At 38.3% G+C, this 25,376-nt stretch carries 24 protein-coding genes and 1 pseudogene; 13 read left to right on the forward strand and 12 right to left on the reverse strand.

Going from position 1 to position 25,376, the window contains the following annotated elements:
- Nucleotides 1-61: 61 nt before the first annotated feature.
- From AC4CVF_RS12345 to AC4CVF_RS12360, 4 genes are all read right to left on the reverse strand, one after another.
- Nucleotides 62-1,129 carry a maleylacetate reductase gene (locus AC4CVF_RS12345; RefSeq protein WP_490789540.1) on the reverse strand — a complete coding sequence of 356 codons (1,068 nt, stop codon included), beginning with the start codon at nt 1,127-1,129 and terminating at the stop codon, nt 62-64.
- Nucleotides 1,130-1,134: 5 nt separating this feature from the next.
- Complete coding sequence (locus tag AC4CVF_RS12350; RefSeq protein ID WP_419328686.1) at nt 1,135-2,601, reverse strand: aldehyde dehydrogenase family protein; 1,467 nt, start codon at nt 2,599-2,601, stop codon at nt 1,135-1,137.
- A gap of 64 nt (nt 2,602-2,665) precedes the next feature.
- The gene (locus AC4CVF_RS12355) at nt 2,666-3,673 is read right to left on the reverse strand and encodes a hydroxyquinol 1,2-dioxygenase (protein WP_419328684.1); all 1,008 of its coding nucleotides are present in this window, start codon (nt 3,671-3,673) and stop codon (nt 2,666-2,668) included.
- A 16-nt stretch (nt 3,674-3,689) separates the two neighbouring features.
- The gene (locus tag AC4CVF_RS12360) at nt 3,690-4,184 is read right to left on the reverse strand and encodes a cupin domain-containing protein (protein WP_419328682.1); all 495 of its coding nucleotides are present in this window, start codon (nt 4,182-4,184) and stop codon (nt 3,690-3,692) included.
- Nucleotides 4,185-4,483: 299 nt separating this feature from the next.
- Here AC4CVF_RS12360 and AC4CVF_RS12365 point away from each other — a divergent pair, with 299 nt between their 5' ends.
- The 4 genes and pseudogenes from AC4CVF_RS12365 to AC4CVF_RS12380 form a co-directional block, all read left to right on the forward strand.
- Nucleotides 4,484-5,842, forward strand: coding sequence for an outer membrane beta-barrel protein (locus AC4CVF_RS12365; protein WP_490789541.1), 1,359 nt, complete (start codon nt 4,484-4,486; stop codon nt 5,840-5,842).
- A gap of 22 nt (nt 5,843-5,864) precedes the next feature.
- Nucleotides 5,865-7,136, forward strand: a complete 1,272-nt coding sequence (locus tag AC4CVF_RS12370) for an MFS transporter (protein WP_419328679.1) — start codon at nt 5,865-5,867, stop codon at nt 7,134-7,136.
- 212 nt (nt 7,137-7,348) lie between these two features.
- On the forward strand, nt 7,349-8,299 hold the full coding sequence (locus AC4CVF_RS12375; protein WP_419328678.1) for a LysR family transcriptional regulator: 951 nt from the start codon (nt 7,349-7,351) through the stop codon (nt 8,297-8,299).
- Between the two features lie 332 nt (nt 8,300-8,631).
- Nucleotides 8,632-8,739: pseudogene (locus tag AC4CVF_RS12380) on the forward strand (nitronate monooxygenase); the annotation flags it as partial.
- Between the two features lie 55 nt (nt 8,740-8,794).
- On the opposite strand, the gene AC4CVF_RS12385 reads toward AC4CVF_RS12380, so the two are convergent.
- Complete coding sequence (locus AC4CVF_RS12385; protein ID WP_419328676.1) at nt 8,795-9,301, reverse strand: DinB family protein; 507 nt, start codon at nt 9,299-9,301, stop codon at nt 8,795-8,797.
- A gap of 206 nt (nt 9,302-9,507) precedes the next feature.
- Here AC4CVF_RS12385 and AC4CVF_RS12390 point away from each other — a divergent pair, with 206 nt between their 5' ends.
- The gene (locus AC4CVF_RS12390) at nt 9,508-10,101 is read left to right on the forward strand and encodes a DUF4291 domain-containing protein (RefSeq protein ID WP_490789542.1); all 594 of its coding nucleotides are present in this window, start codon (nt 9,508-9,510) and stop codon (nt 10,099-10,101) included.
- A 43-nt stretch (nt 10,102-10,144) separates the two neighbouring features.
- Here AC4CVF_RS12390 and dusB read toward each other — a convergent pair whose 3' ends face one another.
- Entirely contained in the window at nt 10,145-11,167 is a 1,023-nt protein-coding gene (gene dusB / locus AC4CVF_RS12395) for a tRNA dihydrouridine synthase DusB (RefSeq protein ID WP_336954517.1), read from the reverse strand.
- 83 nt (nt 11,168-11,250) lie between these two features.
- Here dusB and AC4CVF_RS12400 point away from each other — a divergent pair, with 83 nt between their 5' ends.
- From AC4CVF_RS12400 to AC4CVF_RS12410, 3 genes are read left to right on the forward strand one after another with little or no spacing between them, the layout of a single operon-like run.
- Complete coding sequence (locus AC4CVF_RS12400) at nt 11,251-12,459, forward strand: DUF1615 domain-containing protein (RefSeq protein ID WP_490789543.1); 1,209 nt, start codon at nt 11,251-11,253, stop codon at nt 12,457-12,459.
- Nucleotides 12,426-13,073, forward strand: a complete 648-nt coding sequence (locus AC4CVF_RS12405) for an HAD-IB family hydrolase (RefSeq protein ID WP_490789544.1) — start codon at nt 12,426-12,428, stop codon at nt 13,071-13,073. Before AC4CVF_RS12400 ends, AC4CVF_RS12405 begins: the two co-directional genes overlap by 34 nt.
- 20 nt (nt 13,074-13,093) lie before the next feature.
- Nucleotides 13,094-13,615 (forward strand): hypothetical protein, encoded by a 522-nt coding sequence (locus tag AC4CVF_RS12410; RefSeq protein WP_336954513.1) that lies wholly within the window; start codon nt 13,094-13,096, stop codon nt 13,613-13,615.
- Between the two features lie 47 nt (nt 13,616-13,662).
- Here AC4CVF_RS12410 and proB read toward each other — a convergent pair whose 3' ends face one another.
- A complete protein-coding gene (proB, locus tag AC4CVF_RS12415; RefSeq protein ID WP_483770110.1) occupies nt 13,663-14,796 on the reverse strand; it encodes a glutamate 5-kinase in 1,134 nt (377 codons plus the stop codon).
- A 61-nt stretch (nt 14,797-14,857) separates the two neighbouring features.
- Nucleotides 14,858-16,081, reverse strand: coding sequence for an Obg family GTPase CgtA (cgtA, locus tag AC4CVF_RS12420; protein WP_336954511.1), 1,224 nt, complete (start codon nt 16,079-16,081; stop codon nt 14,858-14,860).
- A gap of 301 nt (nt 16,082-16,382) precedes the next feature.
- Between cgtA and AC4CVF_RS12425 the strand changes: the two genes are divergently transcribed.
- The 3 genes from AC4CVF_RS12425 to AC4CVF_RS12435 all read left to right on the forward strand — a co-directional run bounded on the left by AC4CVF_RS12425 (nt 16,383) and on the right by AC4CVF_RS12435 (nt 18,067).
- On the forward strand, nt 16,383-16,601 hold the full coding sequence (locus AC4CVF_RS12425; RefSeq protein WP_490789545.1) for a hypothetical protein: 219 nt from the start codon (nt 16,383-16,385) through the stop codon (nt 16,599-16,601).
- Nucleotides 16,602-16,676: 75 nt separating this feature from the next.
- The gene (locus tag AC4CVF_RS12430) at nt 16,677-16,973 is read left to right on the forward strand and encodes a peptide chain release factor-like protein (protein ID WP_490789546.1); all 297 of its coding nucleotides are present in this window, start codon (nt 16,677-16,679) and stop codon (nt 16,971-16,973) included.
- Between the two features lie 23 nt (nt 16,974-16,996).
- Nucleotides 16,997-18,067, forward strand: coding sequence for a hypothetical protein (locus tag AC4CVF_RS12435; RefSeq protein WP_490789547.1), 1,071 nt, complete (start codon nt 16,997-16,999; stop codon nt 18,065-18,067).
- A gap of 54 nt (nt 18,068-18,121) precedes the next feature.
- Here the strand turns inward: AC4CVF_RS12435 and AC4CVF_RS12440 are convergent, their stop codons facing one another.
- Nucleotides 18,122-19,483: a dicarboxylate/amino acid:cation symporter gene (locus AC4CVF_RS12440; protein ID WP_004721869.1), complete on the reverse strand. Its 1,362-nt coding sequence runs from the start codon at nt 19,481-19,483 to the stop codon at nt 18,122-18,124.
- Between the two features lie 419 nt (nt 19,484-19,902).
- On the opposite strand from AC4CVF_RS12440, the gene AC4CVF_RS12445 reads away from it, so the two are divergent.
- Nucleotides 19,903-20,898 carry a glycosyl transferase family protein gene (locus AC4CVF_RS12445; protein WP_419328666.1) on the forward strand — a complete coding sequence of 332 codons (996 nt, stop codon included), beginning with the start codon at nt 19,903-19,905 and terminating at the stop codon, nt 20,896-20,898.
- Nucleotides 20,899-20,928: 30 nt separating this feature from the next.
- On the opposite strand, the gene AC4CVF_RS12450 is transcribed toward AC4CVF_RS12445, so the two are convergent.
- The 3 genes from AC4CVF_RS12450 to AC4CVF_RS12460 all read right to left on the reverse strand — a co-directional run bounded on the left by AC4CVF_RS12450 (nt 20,929) and on the right by AC4CVF_RS12460 (nt 22,758).
- Entirely contained in the window at nt 20,929-21,390 is a 462-nt protein-coding gene (locus AC4CVF_RS12450) for a hypothetical protein (protein ID WP_419360351.1), read from the reverse strand.
- 196 nt (nt 21,391-21,586) lie between these two features.
- Nucleotides 21,587-21,853: a YeaC family protein gene (locus AC4CVF_RS12455; protein ID WP_004721875.1), complete on the reverse strand. Its 267-nt coding sequence runs from the start codon at nt 21,851-21,853 to the stop codon at nt 21,587-21,589.
- 2 nt (nt 21,854-21,855) lie between these two features.
- On the reverse strand, nt 21,856-22,758 hold the full coding sequence (locus AC4CVF_RS12460) for an NAD(+) kinase (protein WP_004721877.1): 903 nt from the start codon (nt 22,756-22,758) through the stop codon (nt 21,856-21,858).
- 195 nt (nt 22,759-22,953) lie between these two features.
- On the opposite strand from AC4CVF_RS12460, the gene mrcB reads away from it, so the two are divergent.
- Nucleotides 22,954-25,347 (forward strand): penicillin-binding protein 1B, encoded by a 2,394-nt coding sequence (gene mrcB / locus AC4CVF_RS12465; RefSeq protein ID WP_490789548.1) that lies wholly within the window; start codon nt 22,954-22,956, stop codon nt 25,345-25,347.
- Nucleotides 25,348-25,376: the final 29 nt, after the last annotated feature.

Consider the following 25,376-nt stretch of genomic DNA (forward strand, 5'->3'; position numbering starts at 1 on the left):
ACCTTTCCGCAGCAAATAATGCTGCGGTTAAGCCGATATTTATGGTGAAATTCGATTTATTTTATATCGGTGCTAACCCCAGATAAGCTTTGGTGAGCAGATCAACTAACTCCTCGTAGTCATAACCGCGGGGGTTATAATACGGGCTATCACAAATAATTCTTGCTACTTCAGCAGGCCCTTGTTCTGGTAAACCAATATCTTTTAGTGCCAATGGAATATTTAAAGACTGGTTTAATTGATAAATTGCCATACCAACATTTTCACGACTTGCTACACCTAATGCTCCCGCCAATCGTTCCATGGCTTCGAAATCGGCATTACGGTTGTAATGTACCGAGTACGCCAAAGTGATGGCATGTGCTTGCGCATGCGGCAAGTTAAAGGTACCCCCCAAGGTATGGCAGATTTTATGGTGAATCGCCATCCCAACTGACCCTAAACAGATACCTGCCAACCACGCACCATATGTAGCTTTTTGGCGGGCTTCAACGTCATGTGTATCTTTGACAATTGCAGGTAATGCGGCTTTGAGTGCCCGAATTGAATCAGTTGCCATAAGACTTATAATCGGGTTTTTGTCTTGCGCATACAATGCTTCTACCGCATGCGCCATAGCATTCATACCTGAACAAGCCGAAATTTCTGCTGGTAAAGTCAAACTCAGTTCAGGATCATAAATGACCACTTTGGGTAAGACATGAATGTCTTTACCAGTCGTTTTTAGGTTGTTTTCAGTTAGACCATATACTGTGGTCATTTCACTACCAGCATAAGTAGTGGGTATTGCCACAATTGGGGTATGAGTTTTTAAGGCAATAGCCTTGGCCAACCCAATAGTCGAGCCACCACCTAATGCTAGACAACAATCAATATTATTCTCTTTAACAAAATCAATGGCTTTAATTGCAACTTCAACAGGTACATGCATCACGGCATGAGGATAAACCCCCATTGCAATATCACCCAATTGTTGCACTAATTCTTGACCAGCATCTTCCTGTTCTGGTGTAGTTAACACTAAAACTTTTTGATAACCATGCTGATTTAAAATTTCTTTTGTTTCTTTTGACTTACCATTATCAAAATAAACATCCAAAGGTAAAGCTTTATAATGAAATGCGTTCATACAACTCATCCTCGCAGAAAATGAGGTGGAATATTGGCATCCACATTAACCCAAATAGATTTAGCATCCGTATAGTCATGAATAGCTTCAAAACCCATTTCTCGACCATAACCGGATTTACCTACACCACCAAATGGACTACCTGGATTTACACGTTTATAACTATTAATCCAGCACATACCAGCTTTGATGTTTTTAGCAAACTGATGAGCACGTTGTAAATTCTGTGTCCATAAGCCACTACCTAAACCATATTCAGTGCAATTCGCTATTTCCAAAGCCTCTTGTTCCGTTTTAAAGCGCAATACGGTTACAAAGGGACCAAATACTTCTTCTTGAGCAACACGATCCATTGGTTTGGCTTCAACCACGGTTGGTAAAACGTAATATCCATTTTGCAAGTTAATATCTTCTGGTGCTTTACCACCAGTTAACACACGACCACCTTGTTCTTTAGCAACCTCGACATATGACAACACTTTATTGCGGTGAGCTTCTGAAGTGAGTGGTCCCATTTCAGTATCGGGATCTAGAGGATCACCTAATCGAATTGATTCAGCTAGCCTGATAAATTTTTCCAAAAACTCATCTGCAATTGCTTCATGTAAAACTAAACGTGAACCTGCAATACATGCTTGCCCTTGGTTGTGAAAAATTGCCCATGCTGCACCATTAACAGCTGCATCAATATTGGCATCTTCAAAAATAATATTAGCACCTTTGCCTCCGAGCTCAAGTTGAACACGTTTCAGATTACCTATTGATGAACGAACAATATTTTGACCAGTTAAAGTTGATCCGGTGAAAGCAATTTTACCAACGTCCTCATGCTCTGCCAGTCGTTGCCCCGCCGTATGTCCATAGCCAGCCACGATATTGACAACGCCATCCGGAAAACCAGCTTTTTTAATTAATTCAGCAATTTTCAACGTAGATAAAGGAGTGAGTTCAGATGGTTTCATTACCACAGTATTACCAGCAGCTAATGCAGGTCCAAGTTTCCAACTCGTAAACATTAATGGGAAATTCCAGGGTACAATCTGTCCTACTACACCAATTGGCTCACGAACAACATAGTTTAAAAAACCTTGTTCAACTGGAATAACTGAGCCTTCAATTTTATCGGCAATTCCACCAAAATAACGGAAACAGGCAGCAGTACGCGGTACATCTAAACGGCGTGAGTCACGAATAGGATGCCCTGTATCTAAAGATTCAAGTTGTGCTAATTCCTCTGTGTGTTCTTCAATTAAATCAGCGAGTTTAAGGAGTAATCGGCCTCGCTCTGTCGCGGGGGTTGCTGCCCAAGATGGGAAAGCTCGTTTAGCAACAGCAACTGCAATATCTATATCCTCTGCTTCAGCTGCTGCAATTTTAGTAATTAACTCGCCATTAGATGGGTTGACTACATCAATGGTGCCACCATTTTTTGCAGGCACGAATTGGCCATCAATAAATAATTGATTATTCATAATTTCACCTAATGAGTATCAGAGGCTGTTAAATGTAGGAACTTAACAGCCTCTAGCTGAATGCTTAGAATTGGATTGGATAAGGAGATAGTTCACCTGATTCATAAAGTTCAGGTAGATTTGGGGTTGCATTTTCCCAAACAAGTAACATTGAACGTTTAGTTGAGTATCCTTGATGACGAATATTGGCTGGCATTGCAGCAATATCCCCTGCTTTCATAATGACGCGGGCAATAGGACTACCATCTACTTTATCGCCAATATCCCAAGTGATTTCATCAGATAATTGTAAGAACCACTCTACGCGATCATTGCCATGAAAAATTGGTAAAATATATTCTTCTGTAGTAGGACAGAATAAACTTTGTTTACAAACAGAAGTTACAGAGGGGTTCCAAGTCACGTCTGAACGCGACAGATATTTAAATAAGTTAAAACCACTAAGTTGACCTTCAAAACCAGGTTCACAATATATAATTGGATCATCTTGAACCACATCTTCAAACTGACGGTTAACCGGTAAATCATCACGTAAAGGTGAATCATCAGGTAAACTTGGCATACGCTTCGTGGCAATCCGATAGCGGTCAATCGCTTCTGAATTATCACCATGCTTACGACCAAAAGCAGAACCTGTTTCTTCTGGGGCAGCAAATGGATCAAATCCTTTACTTACCCAATCATGTAAAATAGCTTTAAAAGTCGCCATGATTAGTGGAGTTTCAAAGTTCTCAACATAATCTACGCATGCTGCTTTTAATACGCCATTAAAAGTGCCAGCGTATAAGTCGACATTACCATAGTGGTTTTGAGTACCAATAACATGATCGAAGTTAACCCAACCATAGAAAAACCCCCAAGCAACATCTCTCATCAAAGCCCGTAAAAATGCATCAACAGATATTAAATGAGAATGCTCCTGACCTTTTGCTTCCCATGTTACTTTGGCAAAGTATTCATCACGACTGAACTTAAAATTACCTAACTGGAAAGTTGAATAACCTGAAATTTCATCATATCCAGTAATCGTTACCCCGTCATCTTCAACAAATTTATTTTGCATAGCATTCATTTTTATCTCTCCTTGATTACTTAATACAAATGTCATTCCATTTTTCGACAGAAAGGGGACCTTTAATTGTTTGTATTAACATCACTGATTTCTTTGACGCCTCAAAACGATATGCTGATCCGACTGGTAAAATAGCTTGGTGGCCTTTTTTCAAGACAACATACCCCATTGGTACCCCATCTGGTCTCATTCCAGCAAGATGAGTACCCTCTTGATCCTGGGGGACTATCGGGCCTTTTAATTTCAAATAATCGACACGAACTTCACCATCCATTACGATCACAAATTCATCATGTGATGCCGTATACCAAGCAGATTGCCCTTCTGCCAGAACAGACTCAATGACAAATTTGAGGTTCATCCCAACAACTGTTTTTTCATAAGGTTTGCTCATTGCTGCCACTTCAAAAATATTTGAAAAGGCATAATTAGTAGCTTTACCCTGAATAATCTGGATTGAACCTTTTTCGTAGTTTTCCAAACTACCGAGCTTTGTTGTATAAGCACTCATTTCCATATTCCTTACTGAAATTCTTCGTGTATGGTCTTTCCTCGACAGTTTGAAATTACGCCAATCCCTCGATTAAGACAATGAAGAAAGCAGCAACATGAATGTTTGCAATCTGCGAACAATGGAAAAAATAAATATAAAAAACAAAATATTACAATTATTTTCTACAATAAACCTCTGTTTAGTCACATTGACAGCTCAGTACACTTTGCACTTGAATAAAAAAACGTTCGGATGAAGGACAAAATTATAACAACCATGGAAACAAGGTAGTTTTCTTAAATTTATTGAGACGTACTATGGACAGATTAAAAGTTCTCGGGGGTGCAATGTTCGCTATTGCACTTGCCCATGCGTCAGCAAACGCATCTGAAGATATAACACAACCACAGGGGTGGCTACTTCAATCTATCAATGACAATCCGCTGGGCATTCAAGTTTCGGGATGGGCTCAGGCCAGTGTTGCCGGCAGTAATCATGGCGGGCAAATGACACCTGCCACTATCTTAAGACGTGATGAAGGCATTACGCTGGATCAAGCCGCCATCACCATTGAAAAAAAGATCAAAAGTAATATTGCCAGTCGGGTTGGACCATTTCCCAGGGACATGCCAAAAGCTTTTGACTGGGGTTTTAACATCACTGGCATGTATGGTGCCGACAACTTTTTCTTCCGAACCTATGGCCTAGATGATGATTGGGGCAGCAACAAGGTGGGAAATTTTGACTCATCGGATATTTATGCTTCCTTAACCCAAGCCTATGCCGAATTTTACTTCCCTGTTTTAGGTGGTAGTAATTTGATGCTCGGCTTATTTCATACACCTTTGGCCAATGAAATTGGTTTTGCCTTGCCTGCACCTGCACCAACTACCTTTTACACCCACCCTTACAGCTTTATCCATGGTCCAGCAAAACATGTGGGTACTCTATGGAGCAGCCATATTTTCAATAATCCAGACAGTGCAAAATTGTCTTATGAAGTTGGTGCAGTACGTGGTTACAACAACCTACAAGACCCCAATGATGACTGGGATGCCATTGCCAACTTGCGCTGGCGCAGCAAGGATTTTTCACTGTGGGTCGACTTTGAAAATATCTATGGCAACGGCGCCGATGACTCCTTTAACAAATGTGGTTGCGGCTCACCAATTCCTGCCAGCTCTGCCTTGGCAAAAGATGATTACCTAACCCGCTATCAAAGTTATCTCACCATCACCAAATTTTTAGACCCGAAAAACATCGTGACCGCCGAAGCGTCCTATGGCTATCAAGAAAAAGCATTATTGACAGATATTTTTAATCAGGAACCTTACGGTATTCCGAAACAAGGCGGTAAAGATGCTTCTTGGTACGGGGTCAACGTCAGCTACAACCATATGATTAACTCGCAACTCAGTTCAGCCCTTCGTGCCGAATACTTTAATACAGATGGTGTACATGTATTAGTACCATATGAAGGCATCTACAAAGCCGTAACCGCCAACGTCACTTGGAATCCGAAACCATACTTACGTATCCGCCCAGAAATTCGTTACGACAGGTACAGTGGTAATTACAAACCATTTGCAGCTAAAGACAACGGATTACCCCCTTTGGTCAATGGCACTGAAGATGATCAACTGTCTTACTCACTTGACCTAACTTTCTTTTTTTAAATTCATTGAAAAGGATATAAATATGAATATACAAAAATGGGATACTTCTTACGAATGGAAGATTGTACTCCTTCTCACACTTAGTTTTGGCCTTGTGGGATTAGATCGTTGGATTATTGCCCCCTTATTACCTTCAATCATGAAAGATTTATCTTTAAATTACCAAGATGTTGGTCTAATTTTTGGTGCCTTGGGAATAACTTGGGGAATCTTCGCAATATATGCAGGAAGGTTATCAGATAAAATTGGTCATCGTAAGATTTTACTAATATCTCTTGTCGTTTTTTCTTTAGCTTCAGGTTTCTCTGGAGCTGCAATGGGTTTGACAAGTCTAATTCTAATTCGTTCTATAATGGGTATTTCAGAAGGTGCATTCTGTCCAACAAGTTTTGCTGCGACTGCAGTTGCAGCAAAACCCTCGCGTCGTGGTGCCTTGCAAGGATTACAGCAAAGTGGCTTTGCTTTATTTGGTCTGGGCTTAGGGCCAATTATCGCTACACAACTCCTTTTAATCGTACCCTCATGGCGTGAGGTATTCTGGGTTGTTGCAATTCCTGGTTTTATTATAGCCGTGTTTTTATTTTTTATTCTAAAAGAGCCACAAGATACTCAAGGAGGTCAATTACTAATTACCGAAAAACAGGTTGAAACACAAGTAAAAGTGAATTGGATTGATTTACTCAAAACACGGAATATTTTACTAAGTATGATTGGCCTCTTTTGTACGATGTCATGTGTTTTTGTTATTAGTGCAATGGTTCCTTTGTATTTAGAAAATTTCTTAAAACTTAGCTCTCAAGAGATGGGATTAATTGTTTCTGCTATCGGTTTTGGTGGTTTTTTAGGGCAATTTCTTGTTCCTGCCGCATCGGATTGGATTGGTCGACGCCTTGCTTCTATTCTAGGATTTATTGGAGCAACTATTTTTATTTATTTATTTGCTAATGCTTCTGCATCTATCCCAATATTATTTGGATTACTCTTTGTGCTTTCCTTCTTTAGTTTAGGATTAATCGCCTTACTATCAGGCCCCTTAGCTGCAGAATCTGCACCAGCAGGATTAGTTGCATCTTCAATTGGGCTCGTAGTAGGTGCAGGTGAAATTTTTGGTGGCGGTATTGCACCTGTAATTTCTGGAATAATTGCTGAGAACTATGGTATCCAGAATATTTTTTACTTAAGCTTAGTAGGTACAATTATTGGTATATGCATGAGTTTTTTTATTAAAGAAACTGCTCCTCGTAAAGTACAGCCTATTGAAGTATATGAAATTGAACCCACTCAAAAGTTATAATGTTGATCTAATAAAAAAGCATTCATAGTGAGTAATGACTGTAAGTTAAGCCAAATTATTGGATAAATTCTTAACTAATCAACATTAATACATAGTGGGTGCTTTTACTTTGCTTAATATACAATCAATTATTTTTAGATAATTTAGTTTATCCTTTAAATTTCGTTGGATATAAAATCAATATCTTATTTTCATGGTTGATGGATTAACTTATGGATAAATTACAATGTATGGAAGCATTTGTGAGAGTCGCACAAAGTGGAAGTTTTATTCAAGCAGCTGAATCAATTGGTGTTACTCGTTCAGTGATAAGTACACGTATTCAACAACTGGAAAAGTTTGTCAATGCGCCTTTATTTCATCGTAGTACCCGATCAGTAAGGTTATCGGCTATTGGTGAAAAATACTATCCCGAATGTGTCGAGCTTATTAGCCGTTTCGAGCAACTCGCTGATGAAATGTCACATGCAAAAAATGAGTTACATGGCCTATTACGTATTTATATGGCCCCTGGTTTTGCTTTAAGTTATTTCAGTAAACGTTTATATCAGTTCACAGCACAGTATAAAGATATTGAATTAGATATTGTTGTATACGATAAAGTCATTGATCCTATTTCTTCTGGATTTGACATTGTTTTTCAAATGTTTCCTCCTAAAGGAGAAAGCCTAATTGAGAGGAAAATTTTCAATGTAAACCGTGTGATGTGTGCTTCACCAGAATTTATTGAAAAACATGGCCAACCCAAAAACCCACACCAACTTCAGCAGTTTGAATTAGGTTATTATTCTGGATATCCCGAAAGAAACAAAATCAAATTTATGATCAATAATAAGTTCCAAGAGTTCTCTATTCATGCGAGAGTCTCATCAAGCTCAATTCATTTATTACATGATTTTGCTTTAACAGGTGGCGGTATTGTTTGCCTACCAACAATCGTCGCATGTGAGAGCCTTTATAAAAAGAAACTAATTCCAGTACTTACTGACTATCCTTTACCTAATTATGGGTTAAGAGCCGTATTTCCTTCGAACTCTAGAAATTTAACCAAAATCCGTTGCATAATCGATTTTCTAGTGGAAAAACTAGATCTCGTTCCAGAATGGGATCAACAACTGATAGAAAGCGGCTGCTTATCACCTAGGGTTAAATTCTTTCAATAATTAAATATTCTCCACATACTTCTTAGAATGAAAAAAATAGCCGCCTTACTAAGCATTCATTTAAATCTATCTTATAAAGATAGTAAGGGAACAGCGAAAGTTATTTAAATTATAACAATGGGATATAAATAACATTCTTCTTAATTATTACTTTAAAAATTAACACTATAAGAAATAATAGTTCTATTTTACATGTTGTTTGCTCCAGTATCGTTTTTATATTTAAAGTTTAGTCCTAGCACGCTTAACCCTTTAAATATTCTTTGTTTTATTTGATGATTCATAATTAAATCAAATTCATTTTCACCAAATCCTTAGCTGTTCAACATGGTGATACTGGCTTTGGTGCATTCTGGGCTGGAAGTAATGTTGGACTGATCCGTGAATTAGAAGCTCGAGATCTAGTTAATCAACTGGTTGTAGAAATGAACCATTCTTAATGCTTAACTAAGCTGTCAATAGAAGCTGAACTGCGACAGCTTCTATTTATACTTATTATGCTTGGCTTTGTTCAACTAACATATACACCAAATCTAATTCGGGGCATACATACCCCAATCCTGTCATTGCAGCAGTAATTTGCCCACGATGATGTGTGCCATGATTAAATACATGCGTAAGAGTAGCAGCATAAGGCAAAGTCAGTTCTTGTCCAGAAACTCGTTTATAGGTTAAATCTGCATTTAAGGTTTTTTCATCTAACTGCTCTAGAAACTCAATCCAGTTATTCGACTTCTCTTGTAATTCGTCCAGTAATAGGTTTTTTTCAGTTTGGATGATAGTATCTAATGCAATTGCAGGTGATACACCCTGCTTAAAGCGTGAATACCAAAGATAATGTTCCCCCAATAGCAAATGATTCAAAGTGCCAGCAATGCTTTTAAAATAAAGACCAACATTTTTGTTAAAATCATCATCGGACACAGCTTTTAAACTTTCACAAAGACGCTGGGTTGCCCATATATTGTATTGTGCCAGTATTCTCAAAGAATCTTTATTCATGACTTAAATAAACCATTATTATGGGTGTATAAAATATAATCAGCTTGATAAAAATGCCATTTTGACTAGAATAGCGATAAAATCAATAAAGCTAGCTTGATGCTCATGTTAAATCAAATTTTTTGCCAATCGGTGAATCATTTTTCACTTATTTGATTAAGTTATAAATTTTCAACAACTTATTCAAATTAAAAGTGAGATTTATCATGTCTGCCTATCATCAAATACGTGCGCTATATGACCGTGACACGATTACGGTTTATCAAGCCTATAATCAACATATTGCCCATTTAGCAGTCCAACAACAAAAATTTGTTTCACCTTTTTCCTTTCAAAGAATGACATGGATAAAACCTTCATTTTTATGGCTAATGGGACGCATTCATTGGGCGACAAAATCCAACCAAAATCATATCTTAGCAATCCGTATCAAACGTGATTTTTGGGAATATTTACTAGAACAAAGTGTACATACCGACCCGACACTCTCTGGGCATAAAAATGGTGAGCAATGGTTTGAAGCTTTTGAAAATGCAAGGGTACATATTCAGTGGGATCCTGAACGGAATTTAAAAGGAACTAAGCTTGAACAGCGGAGTATTCAAATTGGGATTAGTCGTTTTTTAATTCAAGCGTTTAACAACACTGCGATTCATTCAATCCAAGATATCACCCCTCTTGTAGATAAGATGGCGCAATTTCGACGTTTAGGACAGTATCATCACGCTGAAAAACTCTTGCCTAAACAACGTATTTATCCTTTAAATAATGCATTAAAAAAACATTTAGTGATTAGGTAGTTCAGTATGGGAGTTCGCTCCTATACTGATTACACCTTATTGATTACACATCCAATAAATTTACCGATTCAACCTGTACATCACTCATCGTATTGCCTTGTTCAAGCAAGTGATTAAAGTAATCCTCAACGACTTTCGCTTGTTCAACTGTACTTTCCACTTTATACATATTTTGACGAAATTCATTACTTGAATGTAAACCTTTGGTATACCAAGCAATATGCTTGCGTGCAATACGGCAACCTGAGTATTCACCATAGAACTGATAAAGTTCAGACAAATGGCCCAGTAAAACTTGTTTTACTTCTTGAATATCTGGTGCTGCTAAATATTCACCTGTTTTTAAATAATGGGCAATTTCACGAAAAATCCACGGACGCCCTTGGGCTGCACGTCCAATCATAACGGCATCAGCACCAGTATAGTCCAATACATATTTGGCTTTCTCAGGGCTGTCGATATCACCATTGGCAATCACAGGAATAGAGAGCATCTGTTTGACTTCTTTAATCAAACTATAACGTGCCGTATTTAAATACATATCCTCACGGGTACGACCATGTAAGGCTAAGGCTGCAATTCCTGCTTCTTCTGCTCGTTTCGCCACACGGATAATATTCTCATGACCATTTAAAAAACCTAACCGCGTTTTTAACGTCACAGGCACATCCACCGCTTTAACCACTGCATCTAAAATTCGGGCAACCAAATCTTCATCTTTCAGCAATGCTGAACCTGCCAGTTTATTACAAACTTTTTTTGCTGGGCATCCCATATTGATATCGACAATTTGCGCACCATTTGCAACTTGATAACGTGCTGCCTCAGCCAACTGATCTGGTTCAGACCCTGCAATTTGCGCTGAAATCGGTGCTAATTCACCATCAAAATTTGCCCGATATAAACTCTTTTTGGTCATACGTAAGGTCTGATCAGAGGTCATCATTTCACTTACCGCATGCCCAGCGCCAAAGTATTTGCACAGTGTCCTAAACGGACGGTCTGTAACTCCTGCCATAGGTGCAACGATTAAATTATTTGACAGTTGATAAGGACCAATATACATATATATTCATACATTTTTAGACCTTCATAGTATACTGCATCTGCCATAGTGGCTCATCATTTTCTGAGTATGTTTTCTTCGATATGAAAAAATTAGTTCGACATCACGCATTTCTTAAATCTTTCAGCGTGTTAGCTCTTTCTTTAAGCCTAGTTGCTTGTGGTAAAGGTTCATGGTTTGCCAATGAAGATGATGAACAATTAAAACAAGAGCAAATCAGAAAACTGATTCCCAATCGTGTCAATCAACGTGACTCTTGGGCAAAAGACATCTACGATATTTCCAATGAATTAAAAATTCCAACCAACAAAGAAAATATCTGCACCATCATTGCGGTGGTTGATCAGGAATCTAACTTTGTTGCCAATCCTGTTGTACCAGGTTTGGGGGATAAAGCGGTAAAAGAAGTCACCACACGTTTAAATGAAAAATTTGAAGATAAACTTGGAACCACAATTGGTGGTACTGTTGCTTCATATTTTGAGAATGTTTTAAAAAACCAGCCCTCGCCAAATGATAACTATTTAAAACAAATGAGCCGTGTCCGCACTGAAAAAGATTTAGACGTACTTTATCGTGAAATCTTTGACTATATGGCAAAGCATTATCATGTGAGTGCGCTGACGGGTGCGGCCAAATTTGTTGGTCAAGATATTGCTGAAAAAATGAACCCAATCACCACATTAGGTTCCATGCAGGTTCATATCAATTATGCCAAAGAGCATAAACGTAGCAGTATGAACATCAATGAATTACGTGATGACCTGTATACCGAATTTGGTGGTTTATACTATGGAATTCATCGTTTAATGATGTATCCGGCAGACTATGATAAACCGATTTATCGTTTTGCCGACTATAACTCAGGGATGTATTCGAGTCGAAATGCCGCTTTTCAAAAAATGATCGATAAGCTGACTGAAGCTGATCTTGCACTTGATGGTGATTTGCTCTCTTATGACAAAAATGGGGATCCACGTCCAGCGATTACTGATACAGAGAAGGCGCTTACTGCTTTATTTTCAAAAAATAATATTTTAGTTACCCCTCGACAGTTACGTAGTGATTTAAAGGAAGAAAAGCAGCAAGATTTTGAAAAAACTCAAACTTATATCGCAGTATCTAAACTTTATAAGAATAAAACGGGCAAAGATCCAATGTATGCCATAATGCCTGAAGTTGTCATTTCTGGGCCTAAATTGAGTCGTGATTATAATACTAACTGGTACGCAAGCCGCGTAAACGGAAGATATGAAACATGTATGCACAGAGCAAAACGTTTAAAAATTTAGCATTATTTGATTTTGACGGTACCTTGTGTAAAAAAGACAGTTTCACAGGGTTTATTTTCTATGCTTTATCAAAAAGACACATCGTAAAGCAAGGCATCAAAATTTTACCGTGGATTCAGGCCTATTATTTAAACATCTACCCTGCCAACTCCATGCGTATCAAATTATTTAATGCAATGTTTAAACAAGCCGATGCCAATGAAATTCAAGATATTGCAAATGAATATGCCCAACGTTTGGTCAGGGAACTGGATCAAAACCTTTATGAGCAATTATTAAAACATCAAGATAATGGTGATGATGTTGTATTGGTTTCAGCATCAGTAGATATTTACCTCAAAATCATTTGTCAAATATTGGATATAGATCTGATCTGTACGGGTACTGAAGTTATAGATGGGAAGTTTACTGGTCACTATTCCACGCCAGATTGTAGTTGTGAACTAAAACGACTACGCATCTTAGAAAAATATGATTTAGACCAATACGACAAAATATTTGCCTATGGCAACAGTGAAGAAGATTTGGATATGCTTCATTTGGCCGACTATCAATATATGGTTGGCAAGGATCAGGTTTTACCCTATTTAGAAGACGAAAAAAAATTGGCTTAATTCAGCACTGAGATTTTTCAATGTCCTATATCAATATCATCATGCCACTCGCTGAATTCTATCCCTATATTCAACATGAGTTAGAGAAATATCAAATTGAAATGGCAATTGAATATTTTGATTCAGATCATAAAATTCAAATGAAAATTGCCACTCCTGATAATTTACAAGAACAACTTAGCCAATATGATCATCCAAATCTTGGCTTCTATTTTCTCGATCAAGCTCAATACATCAGTAAAGATAAAATCTACAAAGATGAATACTGTATATATGCCATTGCAGGTAAAGGTGGTCGAGAAACAGAGGATACGTTAGAAAAAATAAGTTTAAGAATCATCTCAAAAACACCCGATAAAAATATTAAAAGCTTTTTTAATGCGATCAAACGTAAATTAAATAACGATGAAAATTTTGGCAAAGGCGTACAAGGAGGCTCTCGCTTCCATGACCAACACTTTTACTTAAAGTCATGGGTCGGCCATAAAGTTTTTAAATCCGATTTATACAACGAAAAATCACCATTAATCACACCCAAATAAAAACCCCGCCAAAGCGAGGTTATATTTCTTAGAAATCTTAAAACCAATCAATAAATTGACATGTGATTACGATGAATCATTTCTAAAGAACGTGCTTCACCTAGCACCTGATACACTTTATCCGAAGCCAAACCTTTGACAGTTTCAGCAGAACGCGAACTAAAGTTCACTCGTCCAACCGCGACTCGATGACCATACTGATCAACACATTCCACAACATCACCACGATCAAAATGCCCTTCAACAGCTTTCACCCCTACAGGCAACAAACTACGATGGTTTTCCTTGATGGCTTTGACAGCACCATCATCTAAAACCAAACGCCCTGCAGTTTGAAGGTGTGCAGCTAACCACTGTTGATGTGCTGTAACACGATCATCATCAGTAATGAATAAAGTACCCAATAATTCACCCGTCATTAAACGAGCCAATACATTATCACTTTCACCACTGGCAATCAGCGTTGGACAACCTGACTTGGCAGCCAGACGAGCAGCGCGAACTTTGGTCAGCATACCACCACGACCAAACTTACCACCACCACCGGCCATATCAAACAAGGTTTCATCCATTGCACGAACAGTATGGAACAATTTTGCATTTGGATTAGAACGCGGGTCTGAATCAAACATCCCTTGCTGATCAGTCAAAATGATCAGTAAGTCTGCATGAACTTGCCCTGCAACCATTGCTGCAAGCGTATCATTATCACCAAAGCGAATTTCATCAGTAGACACTGTGTCATTTTCATTGATTACAGGAATCACTTTCCAATCAATTAAATTTTGCAGTGCATCACATGAGTTAAGATAACGACGGCGATCGGCAAGATCATCATGAGTTAACAAGACTTGTGCTGTTTGGATAAAATGCTTTTCCAACACACTTGACCATGTATGAATTAACCCCATCTGACCAATGGCAGCACAAGCTTGTAGACTGGGTAAATCGGTGGGTCGATTCTCTAGCTTCATACGAACCATCCCTTCAGCCACAGCACCTGAAGACACAAGAATAATCTCGTGTCCTGCATTGTGTAGATCTGCAATTTGTTTCGCCCAATGCGAAATTGCATCCAAATCTAAACCTTGCCCATTTGCTGTGAGTAAAGATGATCCGATTTTAACAACGATACGTTTTAAAGCCTTGAGCTGACGTTGCCCATCTACCACTTCTATCATCTTGTCCTCGGTCTTTCTTTTCTAAATGGGTATCGTTGGAAATGATAGATACCCTTAGAAATTAGCGTACGTAGTACACTTCCATTTCGCCATCATCCTCGCCATCGTCATCCTCATCATCTTCTTCCTCTGCCAAAATACCAGCAAGACGTTGTTGACGACGCATTTCACGATAAGCTTCTTTTGCAGCAATCGTTTGCTCACGTGTTTCAGCTTCAAGCTGATCACGGAATGCTTTCATTTTCGCTGCATACTCTGGGTCTTCGTCTTCCAACTCACGTTGTTGCTCGATTTGATCCATGAGGTAATACACAACAGGTTTGGTACCTTCTTCAAGCAAGCCTGAAGTTTTAAATACAGGACCATCCCATTGTAATTCTTCAAGAATATGATTACACCATTCTTCTTGAGTATCATCACTTAATTGATCAAGTTTGTTTAAAACAAGAACAATCGGTAATTGAGCCAATGTAGGTGAGAACTTTTTCAACTCTTCCACAATCGCTTTGGCATTGTAGGCAGGATCTGAACCATCAATCGGTTGTACATCAACAATATGCAACAGAATACGTGTACGTGCTAAATGCTTAAGGAAACGAATCCCTAAACCAGCACCTTCCGCCGCCCCTTCGATCAATCCAGGAATATCTGCCATAACGAATGAACGATGACGATCTGCATCGACCACACCTAAATTCGGTACCATTGTTGTAAATGGATAATCTGCAACTTTTGGCTTAGCTGCTGATACTGCGCGAATAAAGGTAGATTTACCTGCATTCGGCATTCCCAATAAACCTACATCCGCTAGAACTTTTAGCTCTAAACGAATTTCACGATATTCACCTTTAATACCATGTGTACATTTACGCGGAGAACGGTTGGTCGATGATTTGAAATGAGTATTCCCCAAACCACCATCGCCACCATGTGCAACTAAAACCTTTTGGCCATCTTCAACCAAATCACCAATAATATCGCCAGATTCTGTATCTACAATGGTTGTTCCTACTGGAACTTTCAGAATAACTGATTCACCACCACGACCAGCACAGTTTGCGCCAGCACCGTTTTTACCACGTTCAGCGCGAAATTTACGGGTATAACGATAATCTACTAAGGTACTGGTATCGTTGTCAGCTTGAATATATACGCTGCCACCACGACCACCATCACCACCATCTGGACCACCAAATGGTACAAATTTTTCACGGCGAAAACTGGCTACGCCATTGCCACCGTCGCCAGCCTCTACGGTAATGACTGCTTCATCAACAAAGCGCATGTTGCCAATCCTCTAAAATCTTTAAAACCCCATATTCTGCCATATTTTCAAAAATTTCTCGAATAGTATTATTCAGCTGAGCATGAATTTTCTTAAACATTTTTGATCAGAGGCTTGATAATGCATATTTTTATTGGATTTCGATTGTTTTTTATTCACATATTTTTCTATAATCAGTTAGCTGAAAATCAATAATTCAAAATTAAATCACACTTAATTTTATGAATTTCACAATTTCTATTTATTTGCATGCATTTTTTTGATTTTCGATCGTCCAAATTAATTTTAAGGAACACTCATATTGTCTATTGTCCAACTCAGTGCTGCGCTTGGACCCGCAGAATGTGAACTTGCTGTAAAATATACGCTTGAAGAAATACACAAAGAAGCCAAAACAAAAAAAGATCCACTCCAACCAATTGAAAGCAATGCGACTCAACATGGTTATTCTTCGGTGCTGCTCAGTATCGATGAGAATGCCCGAATATGGCTCAATACTTGGCTCGGTACAATTCAATAGACGTTTCAAAGTCCAATTCGCCCACAACATAAACGTAAAAACTGGTTTGTAGGCATTACGCTTTTCGATACACCGTTGCAACTCCCTCCAGATGACACCATCACTTTTCAGGCCTGTCGTGCTTCTGGTGCTGGTGGACAGCATGTCAACACAACTGACTCTGCTGTTCATGCAACTCATGTTGCATCTGGAATAAGTGTAAAGGTCATGTCTGAACGGAGCCAACATGCCAATAAGCGTGTGGCAAAAGAGTTGATTGCACTCAAACTACGACAACAGATGGAGAGCCAGCAAGCCCATCAGAAACACGCTCAACATTTACAACACGCGTTGATCGAGCGAGGCAATGCTATACGCAGTTTTAAGAAGTAGAAATATGTTAAAAAGAGAATTACATGAAACAAAAACACTATAATTTAAAAGGTTTAGATAGCGAAATTTTAGATATTACAGCTATTGATTCAGATACATGCAAAATTTATATCGTCACCGAAAAAGGCTATTTATATTGCTACAACTTAACTCAACAGCAATTACAACAGCTATCCATAACGCCCCTTCCGCTTCCAATTCTAAATAATCGAGAACTCCGTCATTACGGTACCCCTAAATACCAAATTAAATGTAGTACCAATGGAAAATTTATCGCAGTTTATGTCGATCATGGGCAATTTGGAGTTGTAATAAATACTCAAACACTGGAGACAGTTCTACACATTGATAGTCAAAGTTATTATGAAGATACCGTGTCTTTCTCATTGGCTTTTACACAGTTCAATTCACAAGATATTTGTATTTATAGAAGTGACTGGAATCGACTTGAAGCATTTAATTTAACCACAAATCAGCTTTTGACTGAGCGCTATATTGCAGCTTATGAAACTGAACCTCCTAAACACTATTTAGATTACTTTCATGGCGCGTTATATGTCAGTCCAAACAATGATTATATTTTAGATGATGGTTGGATATGGCATCCTGTAGCTTCTCCCAAAGTTTGGTCACTTAGTCAATGGTTTAAACATAACCCTTTTGAAAGTGAAGATGGCTCAAGTGTCCAAACATTATGTTATCGAGAAAACTGGAATGCTTTAATGTGCTGGCTTGATGATCAACATGTTGCCATTTGGAATATTGAACTGTGGGATCAAGAAGAGTTTGACCTTAAACCTGAACCTAAAAATCGATCAGGAATACATCTTCTTTCACTCGCAAAAACAATGTGGGACGATGATTATTCAGCAAACTATTGGGAAATACCCGAACAAACTCAACAAGTTTTTAATTTATATGCTGATCAAAATTTATTAATAATTGTAGGTGATCAGAATATTACGATTTATGTCATTGCTGATCGAATTTTGTTAAATCAAATCGATAATTTGCATCCACAAAAGCAATATAAGAGTAGGCACAGCTTACTGTCTTTTGCAAATAAAACCATTTATGAAACAAGCTATATCTAAATATTGACATTAAAAAAGGAAGCCTGAGCTTCCTTGATTTACAACACAATAAAATTAAGACTTCTGCAAATCCAATTGAGGTTGATTTGATTCTTCAAGCATTTTACGATCCACTTCAGCTGGGTTATTTAAAGCATCATTGAGCTTCTCAACATCCAGCTTTCCGACCCACTTGGCAACCACAATCGTTGCCAAAGAGTTACCCACCAAGTTAGTCAATGCACGTGCTTCAGACATGAAACGGTCAATCCCTAAAATTAAAGCCAAACCAGCGACTGGGATATTACCTACAGCAGCCAAAGTTGCTGCCATTACAATAAAGCCTGAACCAGTTACACCTGCTGCGCCTTTTGATGAAATCAACAAGACTGCAAGCAAGGTAATTTCATGCCAAATATCCAGTTGAGTATTGGTTGCTTGTGCAATAAAGATCGCCGCCATAGTCAAATAAATAGAGGTACCATCAAGGTTAAATGAATAACCTGTTGGAATTACCAAGCCAACCACAGACTTTTCACAGCCAGCAATTTCAAGCTTTTTCAGCATACGTGGTAATACAGATTCTGAAGAAGATGTCCCCAATACAATCAACAATTCTTCACGAATCATACGAATCATTTTTAAAATGCTAAATCCGCAGAAACGACTGATTGAACCTAGAATAATAAAGATAAACAACAAACACGTGATATAGAAACAAAGAATTAACTGTGCAAGTTGCGCTAAGCTACCAATCCCATACTTTCCAATGGTAAATGCCATCGCACCAAAAGCACCGATTGGCGCAAGTTTCATAATCATATTCACAATGTTAAAGAACACATGCGAAATTTGATCAATCAATCTTAATACTGGTTTTCCAGCATCGCCAAGTTTATGTAATGCAAAACCAAACAATAAGGCAAATAAAAGAACTTGTAGAATTTCACCTTCTGCAAATGCACCCACAACGGTATTTGGAATGATATGCAAAAAGAAATCAACGGTAGATTGTGATGCACCTGATTCCACATACTTACTGATACCAGTGGTATCTAAAGTCGCAGGATCAACATTCATACCAACGCCCGGTTTGGCGATATTGATAACAACTAAACCAATAATCAGGGCAATGGTAGATACGACTTCAAAGTATAAAAGTGCAATACCACCGGTCTTACCCACTGATTTCATGCTTTCCATGCCCGCAATCCCACTGACCACGGTACAGAAAATCACAGGGGCGATAATCATTTTAATGAGCTTAATAAAAGCATCACCTAAAGGTTTGAGTTGTTCGCCTAAACCAGGAACACTTTTCTCTACACCATTGATCAATTGAGTACCACTTGGAAAGTAGTGCCCTACTATCACACCCAAAATAATGGCAACAATCACTTGAAAATAGAGTGACTTATACAGCGGTTTCTTAGCCATGATAATTACTTCTTTCTATATTTCTGTTTGAAGAAATATCCAATGTTAATGCTACCATTTGCTGACACAGCCCAAAATCCCGATAAAAACTTCTGGGAAGTCGGTTTTTAGCAAATAAAAATTCCTTCAGAAAACGACAGTTTTCCAAAACAATGACAACGAATGACGATATTTAAGATTTATTCTCGCTGGCACCTTGGCCAAAAGAATAAATACAGAACAGGAGATAAAAAATAAAACGCTCTTCTAGGCTATTTTAATTAATTTTTGATGATCAATCTCTATGCAAATGTTAATTTCGCCTAACATCTGTGCAATTTATGCTTAGACCTTAGTCTAATATCGTCTATATCTATACGATTTAGATCCATTTATGGCATAGTGTATTCCACTGTCTCCTCTCCCTTGATCCATTTGACATGAATACAAAACGCAATCTTTATAAAGACTTTGAACATCCTTTTGCGCAGTTTGTGCGAATTGTTGGTAAAGGGAAAAATGGTGCACGATCATTAACTTATGATGAAGCTTATCAAGCTTTTTCAATGATTTTGAAAAATGAAGTCTTAGACGTACAACTTGGCGCATTTTTAATGTTGCTTCGGGTCAAAGAAGAGTCTGTAGATGAACTGACAGGCTTTGTCCAAGCGACCAAAGACCAATTGAATTTTCAACCACTTGCTGTGGATTTAGATTGGTCATCTTATGCAGGTAAACGCAAACATTACCCGTGGTTTTTATTGGCAGCCTTAACACTCTCAAAGCATGGCTATAAGATCGTGATGCATGGTGCATCAGGGCATACCATGAACCGTGTGTATACTGAACAAGTCTTAGAATACTTAGGCTTTCCAATTTGCCAAAATGAAGTACAGGTCAAACAGCAACTAGACACCCAAAATTTTGCTTATTTGCCTTTAAATGTAATCTCTCCAATCTTGGCAGATTTGATCAATCTTAGGAATGTGATGGGTTTACGCTCACCGATTCACACACTGGCTCGTTTGATTAATCCATTCAATGCCAAAGCAACCTTACAGGCAATTTTCCACCCTGCTTATCGTAGTTCACATCAACAAGCTGCCTTTCAATTAGGTTATAAAAATAGTGCTGTGATTAAAGGTGAAGGTGGCGAGTTTGAGCGCAATCCAGATGCCAAAACCCTCATCTGTGGTATTCAAGATGGTGAACTTTATGAACATGAATTGCCTAAATTAACCGATAACCGCAGCCCAACAGAAGAACAGCTTGATCTCGCTGTTTTTAAAGCGGTTTGGGAAGGCCAACAAGCACATGAGTATGGAGAAATTGCCATCACTGAAACAATGGGCATTGCTTTATATACCATGGGTATTGTAAATAACTATCCAGAAGCCATGAGTAAAGCAAAACATCTTTGGAACACGCGTTTCTAATTTCATCTTTAAACACAAGCGTGAACGTTATTAATTACGCTTTTGGATAAAATAAAAATCAGCCCAATAGGGATAACTTTTTCCAGAAGAATGAATATTGATGAGTTGCAACTGATCACCCATTTTGACATCGATATTATTAGGTTGATAAGGACCAGATAAATAAGCATCTTTTTGCTTTCCAATCAGACTTGAACAATACAGATGATGGGTTTTTATCTTTTTTGATGCGTCGGCTGTATAAGCATTACGGATCTTTATACCAATTAACAGCATGGGATAACCATCATTTTTAATTGATGTATATTGTGTAACAGGCGTTTGGAAATTTTGACTTGCGGTTACGGTAACATCTAATAAACATTGAATACTTCTTGCATCACTTGTTCGCTCAGCGAATACACTGGTCGAAATTGCAGTGATACAAAATAAACTGAGTCGAGCAAGCTTTATTATTTTTAGTCGCGTTATTGTTTTGAGCAGCTTGAGCATTTTAATCTCTTTATCGTTTTTTAAGATTTTTATCATTCTGAATATCTTTATCACCTTATTACGCACTTCTCGTTTAAACGTATTTATCTTTTTAATAGCATCATGATTGAAACAGTTTAAATATTATTGTTTTTTAAATTGAGTGTTTGAATCACAAAGTGAAACTACTTTGTGATTCAAGGGTTCTTTTGCTCAGTTAGATAAAACGAATCGGTTTAAATTCTGGCTCAGGCACATGCGAATCACATTCCTCACCTTCTTCTTTATGCCCTTTATCAATATAACCTGTACGTTCTTTTTCAGGTATATTCTGATGTTCCCAAGCAATCACTGCTTGCATACAGGTTTGACGTTGCTCAGCAGTCAACGCCACACCATTTGGCCATTTACCAATTTCTACCGCAGTTTTTAAACGCTCAACAATGTCAGCATCTAAAATAGAAAGCATCTGTTCAATATTCATGGTCAATCCCGCTGAAAAGAATCAAAATCTTGATTCCAGCCAAGTTTAGTACGACAAGCCATATAGAAGTCATAACCTGGTGGATGTAAAAGTATTAGTTTGAAGGGATGTTTACGAATATGCAAACTATCACCGACATTTAATGAAACGCTATGCTGTCCATCGGCACTGACCATCGGCAACACACGGTTTTCACGAATCAATATCTTAATTTCGCTTTGCCCACCCACCACAATCGGTCTTGATGACAACGTATGTGGGTGCATTGGAACCAAAGCAATCGCATCCATACTTGGATGTAAAATTGGTCCGCCACCAGATAAGGCATATGCCGTTGAACCTGTCGGAGTCGATACAATTAAACCATCGCTGTGTTGGCGATAAACATATTGCCCATCAATGTTCAGCTCAAAATCAATCATATGAACAGATTTACCAGAATGAAGTACCACATCATTCAAAGCGATTGCATCATAAATTATTTCATTTTTACTGCGAATTTCAATTTCCAATAAGAAGCGACGATCAAGCTGAAACTCACCTTTTAAAACTTGATCTAACTTAAACAGCACTTCAGTGGGTTTTATATCTGTTAAAAAACCTAAGCGACCGCGGTTCACCCCTAGTACAGGAATATTGTATTTTACCAATGCACGTGCAGCATGTAATAAAGAACCATCACCACCCACAACAATAACCAAATCAACCACTTCACCGAGCAGATTCTTACTGACAGTTTGTGTATTGGTATAAGGTACAAGTTGTGCTGTAGCTGTATCAAAAACTGGATGCAGACCCAAACTTAATAAATGATCGTGTATAAGACAAAGCGTATCAACCACAGATGATTTATCTGGTCTTCCAATTAAACCGATATTACGAAAGGTCTTTGGTGAAATTTGCACAGACGCGGTAGCTCCACTGAAATTCTGAGATATAATAACACTCTCAGTATATGTTTATAAAATCATTCATATACGAAAAATAACGAGAATGTTTAAAAAGCCTTTAAATTTGTGTATTTCACAGATTTATTATTGCAAAATTAAGAAAAGCTTCGCATGATTAGCGAAAATAAATTTGGGTATTATTATCTGTATATGAAGACCGAACGTGGTATAGGCTTAATTGCACTGATTTTTTGTGTATTAATTATTGCAGTATTTCTCGCATTTAGCGTCTACTTAATTCGCCTCGACAATGTTATTCGAGATAAGTTTGAAGGCAATCGCTGGGATATTCCTGCGAAAGTATTCGCTCGTCCATTAGAAATCTATGCAACTGCGCCAATTGCCCAAATAGAGTTTGAACAAGAACTCAAATTACTCGGTTATAAAAACAGTGATAGCTATACCAAATCGGGAACCTATATTACCCAACCGAATACAATTTACGTTCATACACGTGGCTTTGACTTTGGTGACAGTGTAGATCCAGAACAAGTCCTACAAGTGACCTTTGCTGGTGATACTGTTACAGATGTAAAAGCCACCAAACCGACCAATACTGGGATCGCACGTTTAGAGCCAATGTTAATTGGTGGTATCTACCCGCAACACAATGAAGACCGTGTCCTCATTAAATTAAATAAAGTTCCTAAGCCTTTGATTGAAGCTTTAATCGCAACAGAGGATAGAAACTTTTATCGCCATCATGGTATTTCATTCCGTGGTACAGCGCGTGCATTACTCAGTAACGTGACCGGTGGTAAACGTCAGGGTGGTTCAACACTCACCCAACAGTTGGTTAAGAACTTTTTCTTAACCCCTGAAAAGACCTTAAAACGTAAAGTGAATGAAGCCCTGATGTCGCTGTTATTAGAGCTTCATTACAGCAAAGACGAAATTCTAGAAGCCTATTTAAATGAAGTGAATTTAGGTCAAAGTGGTAACTATTCTGTCAATGGTTATGGCTTAGCTTCACAATTCTATTTCGGCTTACCACTCAGCGAATTAAATATTTCACAACAAGCATTTTTGGTCGGATTAGTTCAAGGTCCTACCCTATTTAACCCTTGGAAAAATCCTGAAGGCGCAAAAAAACGTCGCGATATTGTGCTAAATAATATGCTGGTGATGGGATACTTAGACCAAGCGCAATATGAAAAAGAAATTGCACGTCCGCTTAATGTGGTTCGTAAACCAACATTAGGTACAGCAAGCTTCCCAGACTTCTTAGATATTGTACGTCGTCAACTTAAAACTGAATACCAAGAATCAGATTTAACCAACCAAGGTTTAAGAATTTTTACGACACTTGATCCAATTGCACAAACTAGAGTGCAAAAGAGCTTTAGAGAAACGGTGAGCCGTTTAGCCAATGCGAACCCAGCAAGATTAAAAGACCTACAAGGCGCTGTTTTAGTTACTCGCCCTGAAAATGGCGAATTAATTGCCGCTGTTGGTTCAACCCAAGACTTTACTGGCTTTAACCGTACTGTAGATGCTAAACGTCAAGTGGGTTCTTTGCTTAAACCTGTGATTTATTTAAGCGCGTTGGAATCAGGTCGTTATAATTGGGCATCACAAATCGAAGATGCGCCAATTAGTTTACCTGTCAGTGGTAATCAAACTTGGACACCAAAGAACTATAGCGGAACAGGTCATGGCTATGTTCCGATGTCTCAAGCTTTAGCAAACTCATATAACTTGTCTGCTGTGCGTTTAGGTAATGAATTTGGGATCTCTACTTTTAGCAATAACTTGTCTAAATTTGGCGTGAGCTCAAAGATTCCAAACTACCCATCTATTTTCCTTGGGGCTGTTGATATGTCACCAATGGAGGTGATGAGTATTTATGGTAACTTTGCAACAGGTGGATTTAAATATCCAACCAAAGCCATCCGTACTGTTGTAGATTCTAATGGTCGTTTATTGGAACGTTTTGGTTTAAATGTACAACAGACCATAGACCCTTCTGCTGCCTTCTTATTGAACTTTGGCTTACAACAAGTTATGTCTGCGGGTACGGGTAAAGCGGCTTACAACACATTACCTGCTGATCTCAAACTTGCGGGTAAATCAGGTACAACCAACGATACCCGTGATTCTTGGTTTGCTGGATACTCAGGCAATAATTTAGCAGTGGTGTGGTTAGGCTTAGACAACAATAAAATTACTGGGCTTACAGGTTCATCAGGTGCATTACCTGTCTGGATCAATGTCATGAAGCAATTACGCCAAAAACCAGTGAATTTACGTCAAACAGATGATATTTCATGGCAATGGATTGACTCTCGAACTGGGGAGCTTTCAGCACAAGGCTGTGAAGGCGCGCTATATATTCCATTATTACGCCACACTGTCCCTAATCGTGCGACAGAGTGCGGCATGCCATATTATCAAGTTGATCCTCAATCCACACCTGATACGCAACAAAACACTTCACAACCACATTCAAGTGATAGTATAGAAAACTATATTCGCGAAAGTGAAGACAGTTTAGATCAGGACTCAAGAGGTCATGTGATCTCGAGTGGTAGTTATAACAACTAGGGTCTGTTAAATATACGGGTAAATTGGCT

Source organism: Acinetobacter sp. LipI_19, assembly GCF_058242925.1.